Raw genomic sequence first — 13,337 nt, 5'->3', positions numbered from 1 at the left:
ACGTCCGATCCACGTCCGATCCACGTCCGATCCACGTCCGATCCGCGTCCGATCCGCGTCCGGTCAGCGGCCGCCGTGCGGGGTCCGGCGCACGGACCGCCCGGCCAGGACGTCCGTCCTGCGCCCGTCCCGTACGACGAAACGCCCGTCGATCAGGACGTACGGGATCCCGGACGGCAGCGTGCGCGGCTGCTCGTACGTCGATCCGGCCGCGACCGTCAGCGGATCGAAGAGGACGAGGTCCGCCCGGTGCCCGGCGCGCACCAGCCCCCGGTCCGGCAGCCGCAGCCGCGCGGCGGGACGGCCGGAGAGGTGGGCGACGCACTCCTCCAGGGAGAGGACGCCCAGCTCGCGCACGTAGTGCCCGAGGTAGTGCGGGAAGGTGCCGTAGGCCCGCGGATGCGGTTTCGCGCCCTGCAGGATGCCGTCCGAGCCGCCCGTGTGGACCGGGTGGCGCATGATCGCCCGTACGTTCTCCTCGTGCCCGACGTGCTGGAGGATGCTCGGTCCGAGCCGGTCGCCCAGCAGCAGCGCCCGGGCCGTGTCCCAGTCGGGGACGCGGGTGCCGACGTACGCCCCGTAGGCCGGGTCCGTGGTCCCGGCGATCTCGATCGTCGACCAGTCGACCGGGACCCCGTGGCAGCCGTCGGCGCCCTCCACCTCCAGCGCGTACCGGATCCGCTCGGCCTCCGCGTCGTCGCGGAGCCGGGCGAGGACCGCCTCGGGTCCGCCCTCGTTCGCCCAGCTGGGCAGCAGGGCGACCAGGGTGGTGCAGCCGGGGGTGTACGGGTAGCTGTCGAGGGTGATGTCGGCGCCGTCGGCCAGTGCCCCGTCGAGCAGGGCGAGCAGCTCGCCCGCCCGGCCCCGGTTCTCCCCGAAGTTCATCGTGGCGTGCGCCAGGTGCAGGGCGCAGCCGGCCTCGCGGGTCAGCTCGACCATCTCGGCGTAGGCGGCCAGGGCCCCGCGGCCGTACGAGCGGTGGTGCGGGCAGTAGTAGCCGCCGTACCGGGCCACCACCCGGCACAGCTCGCTCAGTTCGGCGCCGGATGCGTACATGCCCGGGGTGTAGGTGAGCCCGGAGGACATGCCGACGGCGCCCTGCGCGAGCCCCTCCGCGACCAGGTTCCGCATCCGGTCGAGCTCCGAGGGGGTGGCGGGGCGGTCGCCCCAGCCGACGACGTGGGCGCGGACGGTGCCCTGGGGGACCAGGTAGGCGGCGTTGACGGCGATGCCCTGCCCGCCGTGGGCCCGGTCCAGCCGGTCCAGGTACCCGCCGACCGTGCGCCAGTCGAAGTCGATGTCCTCGCCCGTGCCGTTCCAGCCGGCGATGGCGGCCCGCACCTCGGCCAGCGTGCGGTCGTCGACGGGGGCGTACGACAGGCCGTCCTGGCCGAGGACTTCGAGGGTCACGCCCTGGGCGGCCTTCGCGCCGTGGTCCGGATCGCGCAGCAGCGCCAGGTCGCTGTGGGCGTGCATGTCGATGAAACCGGGGGCCAGGGCGAGGCCGCGGGCGTCGAGCGTGTGCCGCCCGCCGCCCGCGATCCTGCTGCCCACTTCGGCGATGCGGCCCTCGTGGACGGCGACGTCGGCGGTGTAGGAGGGCCCGCCCGTGCCGTCGACGACGCGGGCCCCGCGGATGACCAGGTCCATGGTGGTGGGAACGCTCCTCCGGAGCTCGGAAGCCGGGGCTTAGAAGAACGTCCGGACGTACTCGGTGACCGTGCCGTCGGCTTCCACCACCGGGATCAGCGGCCACTTCTCGAAGATCGTGCACGGGTGGGACATGCCCAGCGCCACCCAGTCGCCGACCTGCACGTCCTCGGCGGAGTCCGTTTCCAGCCAGGCGTGCTGGTCGGAGAGCTTGAGCACGCGGATCCCGGTGGCCGGGCGCTCGTCGCCGGTCAGCGGATCGCGTACGAGCTCCGCCTCGGGCAGCCCCAGGTCGTAGGCGATGTCCCGCTTGCCGGCGTTGACGAACGCCTGGGTGGGGGAGGGGCGGGAGACCACCTGCGCCCAGAGCCGGAAGGCGGGGCGCAGGCCGCCCTCCTCGGGGACCCGGTTGAAGGGGGTGAGGCGGGTGTACCAGCCGTGGTCGTGGGAGACGTACGCACCGGAGCGCAGCAGCTTCAGGACCGGCCGCGAGAGCTCCGGCAGCTCGGCGAACACGTCGGCGACGGCGTCGAACCAGGCGGAGCCGCCCGCGCTGACGACGATCTCCCCGACCCCCTCGAACCGTCCCGCCTTGTCGAACTCGGCCGCCAGCGCGGTGAGCCGGCGCAGGTAGGCGTGCACGGAGTCCGGCTCCGCGCCGGGCACCTCCGCCTCGTACCCGGCGATGCCGACCAGGCGCAGGGTGTCCGTGCCCGCCACCGCGTCGGCGACGGCCCGGCAGTCCTCGTCGGTACGGGCCCCCGTGCGGGCTCCCTCCCCGGCGCCGAGCTCGACGACCACGTCGACCTGCTGGGGCTGCCCCTGGAGGGCCCGGTCCATGAGCTGGACCCCGCGCACGGAGTCCACGTAGCAGACGAAGCGGAAATCGGGGTCCGCGGCGAGTTCGGCGGCCACCCAGCGCAGGGCGGCGGCGTCGACGAGCTCGTTGGCGAGGAAGATCCGCTGGATGCCGAACGCCCGGTAGACGCGCGCCTGGTGGGGGACGGCGGCGGTGATGCCCCAGGCCCCGTGCTCCAGCTGACGCCGGAACAGCTGCGGGGCCATGCAGGTCTTGCCGTGCGGGGCGAAGGCCAGGCCGTGGCGCTCGGCGTAGGTGCCGAGGGCGGCGAGGTTGTGGCTCAGGGCCTCGGCGTCGAGGGTGAGCACGGGCGTCGTGAACCCGCCGGTGTAGAGGCTGCGCCGCTGGGCGGTCAGCTCTCCCACGGTGAGGCCCGCCTGTCCGGCGTCCGGGGGGAGCCCCTTGAACCGGTGGTCCACCGGCTCCTGGGCGAGTGCCTGGACGGGGTCGCTGGGCATGTGCGTGTGCCTCCCGGGGTATTGCGGTTGTTGCGTACAGTGCAACAGTCGTTGCATGCACCGCTGCATGCTGTCTAACATCCCGGGTGACGACGGGTCAACGGGGCCGGGCCCCGGTTCTGTACGGAGGCACGCTGAGTGAGCCAGTCGGTGGAGCGGGCGCTCCGGATCCTGCCTGCCCTGGCCAAGGGCCCCGCCGGGCTCGGCGAGGTCGCCGAGGTGCTCGACGTGCACAAGAGCACGGCCCTGCGGCTGCTGCGGACCCTCCAGGAGCACGGCTTCGTCTACCGGCAGGGCGACGGGCGCTACCGGCTCGGGGCCTCCCTCTTCGCGCTGGCCGCCGAGTCCATCGAGAACCTCGACGTCCGCGACATCGCGCACCCGCACCTGCTGGAACTGAACCGGATCACCGGCCACACCGTGCACCTCGCCCTCCACCAGGACGACGAGGTCGTCTACGTGGACAAGGTCGACAGCCGCTACGCGGTCCGGATGTACTCGCGCATCGGCCGGCCCGTCCCCCTCACCGTCGCCGCCGTGGCCAAGCTGCTCATCGCCGACCTGCCCGAGCCGGAGCGCCGGGCCCTGGCCGCGCGCATCGAGTACCCGGCCTACACCCCCCGGTCCACCCCCGACGCCGCCGCGTACCTGCGCGAGCTGGACCTCGTGCGCGCCCAGGGGTGGGCCACGGACATCGGAGGCCACGAGGAGTCCCTGAACTGCCTGGCCGCCCCCGTCCGCGGACCCGACGGCCGCGTGGTCGCCGCGATGTCCGTCTCCGCCCCCGGCGTGGTCCTCTCCGTCGTGGGGCTGCTCGAACTCCTCCCGCTCGTACGGCAGACCGCCGACGCCATCGGCCGCGAGTACTCAGGCTCGGGCCCCGTACAGGAACAGGAAGAACACAGGCCATGACCGACAAGATCGCGATCACCCCCGCCACCCACACCGACCCGCCCGCGAAGTTCTCGCACGGCGTCCGCAAGGGCAACATCCTCCAGGTCGCCGGCCAGGTCGGCTTCCTCCCGCACGTGGACGGGCAGGAGCCCACGCCCGCCGGCCCCACCCTGCGCGAGCAGACCCTCCAGACGCTGGAGAACGTCCGCTCCGTGCTGGAGGCGGGCGGGGCGACCTGGGACGACGTGATGATGCTGCGCGTCTACCTCACCGACACCACGCACTTCGAAGAGATGAACGAGATCTACAACGCCTACTTCGAGGAGCAGAACCTCAAGGAGGTCCCCTCCGCCCGCACCACGGTGTACGTGGGCCTCCCCGGCGACCTGCTGATCGAGATCGACGCCCTCGCGGTGCTCGGCTGACACGGACGGCCGGCGGGAGTCGGCGCAAGCCGTCGCCAACTCCCGCCGCCGGTCCCGCGGTCCGGGGGCGGACGCCGAGCGCCCATTGGGTACCCTCACGGATGACTTCGGGGCGCCGGCGGGGGCCGGAACGCCGCTAGCAGGGATGGGTCCTCAATGAGCAGCGCACCTTCGGCAGGAATCTTCCAACCGCTCAAGGCCGACGACCCGGAGGTCGTGGGCGGCTACCGGCTCGCAGCGGTGCTCGGCGCGGGCGGCATGGGCAAGGTGTACCTCTCGTACACGCCGGGCGGCCGGCCCATCGCCATCAAGGTGATCCGGTCCGAGTTCGGCGAGGACCCCGAGTTCCGGCGGCGCTTCCAGCAGGAAGTGCGGTCCGCGGAGCGGGTCCAGGGGCTCTACACCGCCCCCGTCATCGACTCGGACACCGAGGGAGCCCAGCCCTGGCTGGCCACGGCCTACGTGCCCGGCCCCTCCCTCGCGCACGCCGTGGCCCACCACGGCGCACTGCCGCCGCGCAGCGTGCTGCTGCTGGCCGTCGGGGTCGCCGAGGCGCTGACCGTCATCCACGGCGCGGGCATCGTCCACCGCGACCTGAAGCCCGCCAACGTCCTCCTCGCCTCCGACGGCCCGCGCGTCATCGACTTCGGCATCGCCCGCGCGGCCGACACCACCGCCCTGACCAGCACGGGCGTCAGCATCGGCACCCCGGCGTTCATGGCGCCCGAACAGGCCTCGGCCGGCACGATCACCCCGGCCACCGACGTCTTCGCCCTCGGCCAGATCGCCGCCTTCGCGGCCATCGGGTCCTCCGTCTACGGCGACGGGCCCTCGCACGCGGTGCTCTACCGGATCGTGCACGAGGACCCCGACCTCGGCGGACTGCCCGAGGAGCTGCGGCCCCTGGTGACCCGCTGCCTCAGCCGCGACCCGGCCGACCGCCCGGCCCTGACCGAGATCATCGCGCTGTGCAACGAGGCCGCGGGCGCCGAGCCGCTGCGCCAGGGGGAGGACTGGCTGCCGCGCGCGGTCGCCGGTTCCATCACCGAGCGGGTGCAGCTGCTGCCCGCCCCGGCGCCCACCCCGCCGCCCGTCTCCGCCCCTGCCCCGCAGCCGCCCACGGCGGCGCCGGTTCCGACCGAGGTCTCCGCGCAGCCCCCGGCCAAGGCCGTGCCTCCGGCACCCGCCGCCGCACCCGGCTACACGCCCACCGGCCTGGCCGCCGCCCCGACGCAGGCCGCTGCGGCGCAGCCCGCTCCGGCGCCGACCGGTCCGCCGACGGCGCCGACGGGCTACGGGACGCCGCCCGCGTACGGGCAGCCGACGCACCCGCAGCCCCCGTACGGGCAGCCCGCGTACGCCCAGCCTCCGCGCCCGCAGCCCACGTACGCGCAGCCGGCGTACACCCAGCCCACCTACGCGCAGCCCGGATGGGGGCAGCCGACGTACCCGCCCGCGCCGGCCAAGCCCAAGCGGACCGGGCTGATCGTCACCCTGTCCGTCGTGGGCGCGGTCATCGGGCTCGCCGTCCTCGGCTCCCTGCTGCCGGACGGCGACAAGGGCGGTACGGACGGGGCGTCGGGCAGCAAGGGCGGCGGCGGGAGCGCGAGCGCCTCCCCGGGCGGGGCCCAGAAGCCCGTGGACCCGCAGCCGGTCTCGTACAAGGGCATCGACATGCCCGGGTCCCACCGGCTGCTGCTCGCCGACAATCCGCCGCGTCCGGCGGAGGAACCGGGCGGCGGGGGCGTGCACTACGGAAAGGGAGACCTCTACTTCTACCGGGACACCACCTTCGGGAAGGACGAGTTCGGCACCGCGAACGGGAAGCTGGTCCTGCTGAACAACTCGGAGAAGGGCTCGCTGGAGACCTGCCGCAAGGTGACCCGCTTCACCGAGAAGATCACCCTCGACCAGCTCACGGCCGGATCCGAGGTCTGCGTCCTGAGCGACGCCGGACACATCGCGGTGGCGACCTACCGCGGCAAGTCGGGGGCGAAGGAGTCGAGCCAGTACATCACCCTCGACCTCACGATCTGGCGCAACGCCGAGCAGGCGAAGAAGGACTAGCCGGGACGGCACGCGCGAAGGGGCGCCCCCCTGGCGGTGGGGCGCCCCCGGCTCACGTGACATGCACTAACGGCACTACGGGCACTACGGGCACTACGGGCAGTACTGCGCCTGCTTGCCGATCGACCGGTACATGCAGTCCGCGTTCTCCAGGAGCTGCAGCACCGCGTCCTTGTTGCGCGCCGTCTCGTTCGCGATGACCTCGTCCGGCGGGTAGAAGCCGCCGCCGCCCGAGCCGGTCGGGTACATCTCGAAGGTGTAGCCGAAGATCTTCTGGTTGCCCCACAGCCAGTCGTCGATCGTCCCGTCGGTGATGTACAGGTCGCTCGACTGCTCCGGCGTGTAGCCGTTGCTGGCCGCCATGCTGGTGCCGATCTTCTTGAACACGGCCAGGTCGTCGGCGCTCAGGCCGGGAGCCGTGTCGTTGTACGTCCACCCGTACGGCCACAGCACGAGCTCGCTGTACGTGTGGAAGTCGATGGCGGCCGTGATCTGCTGCTTGCCGCCGATCACGCGGCTGCGCACGAAGTCCGATACCGCCTTCACCTCGGGCGCCGACTCGGCGGCCGGGCCCCGGTAGGTCTCGGAGCTCTTGCTGCTGCTGGAGCCGCCGCAGCAGCCCCACTTGTAGTTCCAGTTGCGGTTCTCGTCCGTGCCGACGTAGGAGGAGCCGGCGTTGGGCTGCCGGTTCTTGCGCCAGGAGCGGTACGAGCCGGTGGCGATGTCGTACTCGCCGCCGTCCGGGTTCAGGTCGGGGATGATCCAGATCTCGCGGCCGTTCACGGCGTTGGTGATCCGGGAGTCCGTCCCGTACTTGGAGCCGAACTCCTTGATCAGGTAGAGGGCCATCTCGACCGTCAGGTGCTCGCGGGCGTGCTGGTGCGCGGTGAAGAGCACCTCGGGCTCGGCCTCGTCGGTCGCGACGTTGTCGCTGATCTTGATCGCTACGAGGTCCCGGCCCTGGTACGACTTGCCGATGACCCGCTTGCTGATGATCGAGGGGTACTGGGCGATGCGCTGGTCGATCTCCGCGCTCGCCTCGGCGTAGTTGTGGTAGAGCGCGTCCTTCGACGGGAAGTCGTTGATCCCGGCGGCGATGTCGCGCCCGTCGGAGCGGTCCGGCGGTCCGGGCAGCGCGGTCAGCTCGTAGCCGAGGGCGCGCAGCTTCCTGGCCTGCATCGTGTCGGCGCTGACGACGACGGAGTTGGTGTCCACCTCGTCGATGGAGGCGCCGGTACGGAGCAGGGCGGTGCGTTCGACGGCCGTGGCCGGGCCCTGGATCTCGTACTGGACGATCGACTCGTCCTGGGTGGCGGTCGACGGGGTGGGCGGCGGGGCTGCCGTCGCGCTCAGGCCGTAGGCGGGTGCGCCGAGCGCGAGCGCGAGAAGGGCCGCCGTGACGGCGGCCCTTCGGCGGTGGTGGAGCCGCATGCGTTTCTCCTGGGTGGGAGTGTGGGGGTAGCCGTGCGGACGCGCACAGCGTGCTCTCGTGGCATGTCCGGGTCAAGAACTCGAATCGGCCACCCCCACACACCTACCTGCTACGGCAGGCCGTGGACCTTGGGACCCACCGCGTTGGACCAAGCGCTACCCGCTTTGGCGTCCCAGTTGGTCGACCAGGTCATCGCGCCGCGCAGCCCCGGGTAGGTCTTCGAGGGCTTGAAGCTGCCGCAGCTCGTACCCCTGGCCAGGCAGTCCAGCGCGTTGTTCACGATGGTCGGCGAGACGTAGCCGCTGCCCGCGCCGCTGGGGGAGGCCGGGACCCCGATGCCCACCTGCGAGGGGTCGAGCCCGCCCTCCAGCTGGATGCAGGCCAGCGCGGTGAGGAAGTCCACCGAGCCCTGGGAGTAGACCTTGCCGTCGCAGCCGAGCATCGCGCCGCTGTTGTAGTACTGCATGTTGACGACGGTGAGGATGTCCTTCACGGCGAGAGCCGTCTTGAAGTAGCCGCCCTGCGTCGACTGCATGTCGATGGTCTGCGGGGCCATGGTGAGGACGAGCGAGGGGCCGGCCTTGGCCGCCAGCGCCTTCAGCGCCTGGGTCATGTAGGTCGGGTTCAGGCCGTTCTCCAGGTCGATGTCGATCCCGGTGAAGCCGTACTCCTGCATCAGCGCGTACGCGGAGTTCGCGAGGTTGGTCGCGGACGCCGAGTCGTTGACCGAGATGGTGCCCTTCTCGCCGCCGATGGACAGGATGACGGACTTGCCGGCCGCCTTCTTCGCGGCGATGTCCGCCTTGAACTGGGGGACCGTGTAGCCGCCGAGGCCGGCCGAGTCGAGGTTGAAGGTGATGGCGCCCGGCGTGCTCGTGGCGTCGGCGAAGGAGACGGCGATGATGTCGTACTGCGCGGAGACGTCGGAGATCTTCTGGACGGTCGCGCCGTTGTTGAAGTTCTGCCAGTAGCCGGTCACCGCGTGCTTGGGCACCGACGGGTTCGGATTGCCGCCCCCGCCGCTCGTGGTGGTGCCGGGGACGGCGGCACCCTTCACGCCCTCGCCGGCCGCGTTGTACGCGCTCACCTGGAAGGAGTACGTGGTCGACGCGGCGAGCCCGGTGATCTGCGCGGAGGTGCCCGAGGTCACGGGCTGGACGCGGACGCCGTCCTGATACACGTAATACCCGGTGGCCCCGCTGACCGTGTTCCACGAAAGGGTGAGCCCGCTGGAGCTCTGGCCGGAAACGGCGCTGCCGGACGGCGCGCCGGGGATGGTCGGCGAGGGGTCGGTGCCGCCTCCGCCGTCGGGGCCGAAGACGCTGAACTCGTCGACCACGAAGCCGGGCTGGCCGTACCAGCCGTGGGTGTAGACGGTGACCTGGGTGGTGCTCGGGCCGGTGGTGAAGGTGGTGGACAGCTTCTGGAAGCCGCCGCCGGTGCCGGGGGTCCAGGTGGAGACGTCCTGGGTGCCGGTCCCGGTCGCGCCGAGATACACGTACGAGCCGTTGACCTGCTCGCTGAGCGTGTAGGTCGAGCTGGGCTTGACCGTGACGACCTGGCTGCACCGGGCGTTGTCCTGGCCCGCCGGGGTGGCCTTGAGGGCGCCGGCCCCCGCGAAGACGGGGGAGGAGACGACGGCGCCGCTGCCGGAGGTGCACGTCCAGTTGGCGAGGCCGGACTCGAAGCCGCCGTTGCGGACGACGTTGACGTCGGCGGCCTGGGCGGTGCCGGTGGCCACGGCGGTGAGGCCGGCGGCGGCGAGGGTGACGGCGAGCGGGATGGCGAGGGAGCGTATGCGGTTCACGTGGGCTCCGGTGGGGGGAGTGGGGAAGTGAGAACGCGTCAGACATCGGTACGGGGCAAGTGGGGTGCCCCGCAGCCAAGTTGGTCTAGTCCAATGTCCATGTCAAGACTGTTTGCAATATGGCTTGAACTGATCGACCCGCCGGTCGTCTCGCGATCCTTGTTGTCCGGATTTTCCCGACCCCCGTGACACGTGCCGGTGGCACGGGAATGTGCAAGGCCCTGCCCTGTCAGGAAGGACGTGGATATGGTGCTGGGGCAAGGGGGAAGGGTGTTGATCGTTTGCGGTCGCGCAGCATGCGCGTACCCGCCGCGGTCAGGGGAACGCCCGTGGATGACCGGGTGAACGGGGGGATGCGCGTGCCGATCGCCATTGCTGTCACCAGCGCCGATCTGGTGCTGCCGGCCCCGGACCGGCACACCCCGGCCGCCGCCGTACTGCCGCCGCCCGAGGAGCTCGACCTCGACGGCGCGCTCGCCCAGACGGCCGGCCTGCTGGAGCGCCACGGCCACCTGGTGGTCCTCGTGCCCTCCTGGCTCCGCGCCTCCGCCGTCCGCCGCCTGCACACCGTCCGGGCCATCCTGGAAACCGACCGGATCGCCCTCGTCGACGTCGATCTCCCTCCGCTGGGCACCGCCCTGCTGGTACGTCAGCTGCGCCAGCTCAGCGTCTGCGACTTCAGCCCCGGCGTCCTCGCCTCCGCCGCCCGCCTGCTCGCGCACTACATCTACGCGGGCGCGCTGCTCGGCTCGGTCGCCAAGCTGGACCGGGTGCCGGTCGGGCTGAAGGCGCACGCCAAGTCCTGGTCCCCGAACGCCCAGTTCGCCGTACTGGCCCACCCGACCCCGCACCTGGTCAAACTGGGCTCGGGCTCCGGCGGAACCCACGGCGGCGGCGCCACGCTCCCCCCGGGCCCCGACTTCGCCACCCACCTCACCTTCGCCCGCGGCCAGCTCACCTCCGACTGGGTGGCCTCCGACCTGGCCCCCGCCTGGCGGGTCCAGGGCGTCATGGAGAACCCGCTGCCCGCCGACTCGCCCGCCTGGTGGGCCACGCCGAAGCTGGTGGAGTTCGCGGCCGCCATCCCGGACCCCTCCGTGCTCTACCAGCTCGTCGCCTCGGTCCGCCGCGAGGAATGCCGCTGGTGCGGCTTCGAACTCATCGGCGACCGCTGCAGCTTCTGCGCCGCCCCGCTCCTCGCACCGGCCCCGCCGCCCTCCGCGGCATCCGCGGGAACCTCCGCGGACCGGCTCGGCCCCAGATCCAGATCCAGACACTGACCGGCCCGAACGAATGAAGAACGGCGAGGTAAGACGGCCATGAACTCACGCCAGCGCCGCGGCGTCATCCTGCTGATCCTGTCGGTCCTGTGCGCCCTCGCCGCCTTCGGCGGAGTCCTCGTGGTGATGGGAGACGTCAACTCCAAGGTCGGCAACGAGGTCGTCGCCTACCGGGTGAAGGGCGACATAGCCCCGTACACCCCCCTGGCGGCCGGCCAGTTCGAGGAAGTCACGGTCCCCGAGCGGTGGCTGTCCGAGACCGCCGTCACCGACCTGGGCGTACTCAAGGACAAGCTGGCGCTCACCTCCCTGAAGAAGGGCTCGCTCCTCCAGAACGACATGTTCGTCGACAAGCCGAAGCTCCAGGCCGGGGAGCAGGAGATCGCGATCATGATCGACGCCTCCACGGGCGTGGCCGGAAAGGTCACCCCCGGCGCCAAGGTCAACATCATCGGCACGTTCAAGAGCAAGAAGCCGGACGGCCCCGACCAGGCCGTTGTCATGGTGGCCAACGCCCGCGTCATCAACGTAGGCAAGCTCACCCCGCTCGACACCAAGGACAAGGACGCCGACAAGAAGAGCCCCACCGACGCCGTCCCGATCACCTTCGCCCTGTCCACCAAGGACACCCAGCGCGTCGCCTACGCCGAGTCCTTCGCGGTGCACGTACGCCTGGCCCTGGTGGCACCCGGCACCGACTCGGCGCCCAACCCGGGCGACCACTTCTACACCCTCGAAGGGGACCGGTGAGGCGCCGATGACCACCCGAATCCTCCCCGCGGTCGGCGACCCGGAGTCCGCCCGCGTCATCGCCACCCTGCTCAGCCAGCTCCCGGGCGCCGAGCCGGCCGCCCCCGTCCCCGACTCCACCTCCCTCCTCGACACCCTCGCCCGGCTCGCGAGCGATTCGATCGACGAGCTGCCCGAGGTGGTCCTCGTCCACGAGCGGATCGGTCCGCTCCCCGCCCTGGAGCTGATCCGCGAGGTCGCCCTGCGCTTCCCCGCGGTCGGCGTCGTCCTCCTCACCTCCGACGCGAGCCCCGCCCTCTTCTCCGCCGCCATGGACTCCGGCGCCCGCGGCCTGATCGGCCTGCCCCTGGCCTACGAGGAGCTCGCCGCCCGCGTCCAGGCCGCCGCCCAGTGGTCCGTGGGCGTACGCCGCCACCTGGGCCGGGGCCCCGAACTGCCCAGCGGCCCGGGCGGCAAGGTGGTCACGGTCACCGGGGCCAAGGGCGGGGTCGGCGCCACCTTCGCGGCCGTGCAGTTCGCACTGGCGGCGGTCGCGGCCGGGCGGCGTACGGCCCTGGTCGACCTGGACCTCCAGGCCGGCGACGTCGGCTCGTACCTCGACGTGCAGTTCCGCCGCTCCATCGCCGACCTCGCCGGCATCCAGGACATCTCCCCGCGGGTGCTGCAGGACGCGGTCTACGACGACCGCACCGGCCTCGCGCTGCTCCTGGCCCCGGCCGACGGCGAACGGGGCGAGGAGGTCGACGACCGGGCCGCCCGGCACGTCGTCGCCGCCCTGCGCGCCCGCTACGAAGTGGTCGTCATCGACTGCGGCACGCAGGTGACCGGCGCCAACGCGGCGGCCGTGGAACTGGCGGACGTGGCCGTCCTGGTCACCACACCCGACGTGGTCGCGGTACGTGCGGCCAAGCGGATGGTCCGGATGTGGGAACGGCTCCAGGTCAGGAAGGCGGAGGAGACCACCATGGTCGTCAACCGATGGTCCAAGCAGACCGAGATCCAGCCCGCCCTGATCGAGAAGATCACCAAGACCCGGTCGGTACGCACCCCCGTGCCGGCCAACTTCAAGGAACTCCAGGCCGTCGTCGACGCGGGCCGCGTACAGGACCTCGACAACCGCTCGACGGTCAAGCAGGCCCTGTGGACGGTGGCGGGGGAGCTGGGGCTGCTGACCGCCCCGGAGGCGCAGGACGCCCCGGGCGCCCCGCCGGCCGAGCCCGGCGCGGCCCTGGCCGTACGGGGCTCCGGTGCCGTGTCCAGACTCCGCGGCAAGGGCGACCGGGGCGCACTCGGGCCGTGGACGCGGCGCGGGCGGGAGGGCTGAGGGGTGTCCGGGCGGAGACGGGACCGGGTGCGCGGCCGCGGTGATCAGGGGCAGGTGGCGTTCGAGTTCGTCGGCATGCTGCCGTACATCCTGCTGATCCTGGTGGCGGTGTGGCAGTGCGTGCTCACCGGGTACGCGTACTCCCTGGTGGGCAACGCGGCCGACGAGGCCGCGCGAGCGGGGGCCCTGCACGGCCCCGAGGCGTGTGAGACGGCCGGGTTGAAGCACATCTCCGTCGGGTGGGACGCCCCCAAGGTGACCTGCACGCCGTCGGGAAACCTCTACAAGACCACGGCCACGGTGAACCTCCGGGTCCTGTTCCCGGGCTTCGACATAGGCGTCCCCATCACCGGCCACGGCGGCTCCCTGAACGAGCAGGAGGAGGACTGAG

11 protein-coding genes are annotated in these 13,337 nt (G+C 72.1%); 7 read left to right on the top strand and 4 right to left on the bottom strand.

Annotated elements, in window-relative coordinates:
• Positions 1-63 precede the first annotated feature (63 nt).
• Positions 64-1,650: an amidohydrolase family protein gene (locus tag OG898_RS06805; protein WP_266955602.1), complete on the bottom strand. Its 1,587-nt coding sequence runs from the start codon at positions 1,648-1,650 to the stop codon at positions 64-66.
• Positions 1,651-1,689: 39 nt separating this feature from the next.
• Positions 1,690-2,967: an amino acid deaminase gene (locus OG898_RS06800; protein WP_250742840.1), complete on the bottom strand. Its 1,278-nt coding sequence runs from the start codon at positions 2,965-2,967 to the stop codon at positions 1,690-1,692.
• Between the two features lie 138 nt (positions 2,968-3,105).
• On the opposite strand from OG898_RS06800, the gene OG898_RS06795 reads away from it, so the two are divergent.
• From OG898_RS06795 to OG898_RS06785, 3 genes are all read left to right on the top strand, one after another.
• Positions 3,106-3,879, top strand: coding sequence for an IclR family transcriptional regulator (locus OG898_RS06795; RefSeq protein WP_250742839.1), 774 nt, complete (start codon positions 3,106-3,108; stop codon positions 3,877-3,879).
• Positions 3,876-4,286, top strand: a complete 411-nt coding sequence (locus OG898_RS06790; protein ID WP_250742838.1) for a RidA family protein — start codon at positions 3,876-3,878, stop codon at positions 4,284-4,286. Before OG898_RS06795 ends, OG898_RS06790 begins: the two co-directional genes overlap by 4 nt.
• A gap of 156 nt (positions 4,287-4,442) precedes the next feature.
• Positions 4,443-6,353, top strand: a complete 1,911-nt coding sequence (locus OG898_RS06785; RefSeq protein ID WP_266955599.1) for a serine/threonine-protein kinase — start codon at positions 4,443-4,445, stop codon at positions 6,351-6,353.
• Between the two features lie 93 nt (positions 6,354-6,446).
• Here OG898_RS06785 and OG898_RS06780 read toward each other — a convergent pair whose 3' ends face one another.
• Together OG898_RS06780 and OG898_RS06775 are read right to left on the bottom strand one after the other, a co-directional pair.
• Entirely contained in the window at positions 6,447-7,784 is a 1,338-nt protein-coding gene (locus tag OG898_RS06780; protein ID WP_266955597.1) for a M14 family metallopeptidase, read from the bottom strand.
• A gap of 110 nt (positions 7,785-7,894) precedes the next feature.
• Positions 7,895-9,568 (bottom strand): glycosyl hydrolase family 18 protein, encoded by a 1,674-nt coding sequence (locus OG898_RS06775; protein WP_323184900.1) that lies wholly within the window; start codon positions 9,566-9,568, stop codon positions 7,895-7,897.
• Between the two features lie 377 nt (positions 9,569-9,945).
• On the opposite strand from OG898_RS06775, the gene OG898_RS06770 reads away from it, so the two are divergent.
• The 4 genes from OG898_RS06770 to OG898_RS06755 are packed head-to-tail and all read left to right on the top strand — an operon-like array spanning position 9,946 to position 13,336.
• Positions 9,946-10,872: a hypothetical protein gene (locus tag OG898_RS06770; protein WP_250742834.1), complete on the top strand. Its 927-nt coding sequence runs from the start codon at positions 9,946-9,948 to the stop codon at positions 10,870-10,872.
• Positions 10,873-10,911: 39 nt separating this feature from the next.
• Positions 10,912-11,622: a Flp pilus assembly protein CpaB gene (locus OG898_RS06765; protein ID WP_266955594.1), complete on the top strand. Its 711-nt coding sequence runs from the start codon at positions 10,912-10,914 to the stop codon at positions 11,620-11,622.
• Between the two features lie 7 nt (positions 11,623-11,629).
• Entirely contained in the window at positions 11,630-12,946 is a 1,317-nt protein-coding gene (locus tag OG898_RS06760; RefSeq protein WP_250742832.1) for an AAA family ATPase, read from the top strand.
• 3 nt (positions 12,947-12,949) lie between these two features.
• Positions 12,950-13,336 carry a TadE/TadG family type IV pilus assembly protein gene (locus OG898_RS06755; protein WP_266955593.1) on the top strand — a complete coding sequence of 129 codons (387 nt, stop codon included), beginning with the start codon at positions 12,950-12,952 and terminating at the stop codon, positions 13,334-13,336.
• Position 13,337: the final 1 nt, after the last annotated feature.

It is taken from the genome of Streptomyces sp. NBC_00193 (genome assembly GCF_026342735.1).
In the GTDB taxonomy this organism is placed as follows: Bacteria; Actinomycetota; Actinomycetes; order Streptomycetales; family Streptomycetaceae; genus Streptomyces; species Streptomyces stoeckheimensis.
The sequence above is the reverse complement of the archived record's forward strand: the minus strand, read 5'-3'. Positions and strand labels throughout refer to the sequence as shown.

Coding starts and splice junctions, on each gene's coding strand:
- OG898_RS06800 (WP_250742840.1), bottom strand. CDS start 2,967: ATGCCCAGCGACCCCGTCCAGGCACTCGCCCAGGAGCCGGTGGACCAC.
- OG898_RS06780 (WP_266955597.1), bottom strand. CDS start 7,784: ATGCGGCTCCACCACCGCCGAAGGGCCGCCGTCACGGCGGCCCTTCTC.
- OG898_RS06765 (WP_266955594.1), top strand. CDS start 10,912: ATGAACTCACGCCAGCGCCGCGGCGTCATCCTGCTGATCCTGTCGGTC.
- OG898_RS06790 (WP_250742838.1), top strand. CDS start 3,876: ATGACCGACAAGATCGCGATCACCCCCGCCACCCACACCGACCCGCCC.
- OG898_RS06805 (WP_266955602.1), bottom strand. CDS start 1,650: ATGGACCTGGTCATCCGCGGGGCCCGCGTCGTCGACGGCACGGGCGGG.
- OG898_RS06760 (WP_250742832.1), top strand. CDS start 11,630: ATGACCACCCGAATCCTCCCCGCGGTCGGCGACCCGGAGTCCGCCCGC.
- OG898_RS06785 (WP_266955599.1), top strand. CDS start 4,443: ATGAGCAGCGCACCTTCGGCAGGAATCTTCCAACCGCTCAAGGCCGAC.
- OG898_RS06770 (WP_250742834.1), top strand. CDS start 9,946: ATGCGCGTGCCGATCGCCATTGCTGTCACCAGCGCCGATCTGGTGCTG.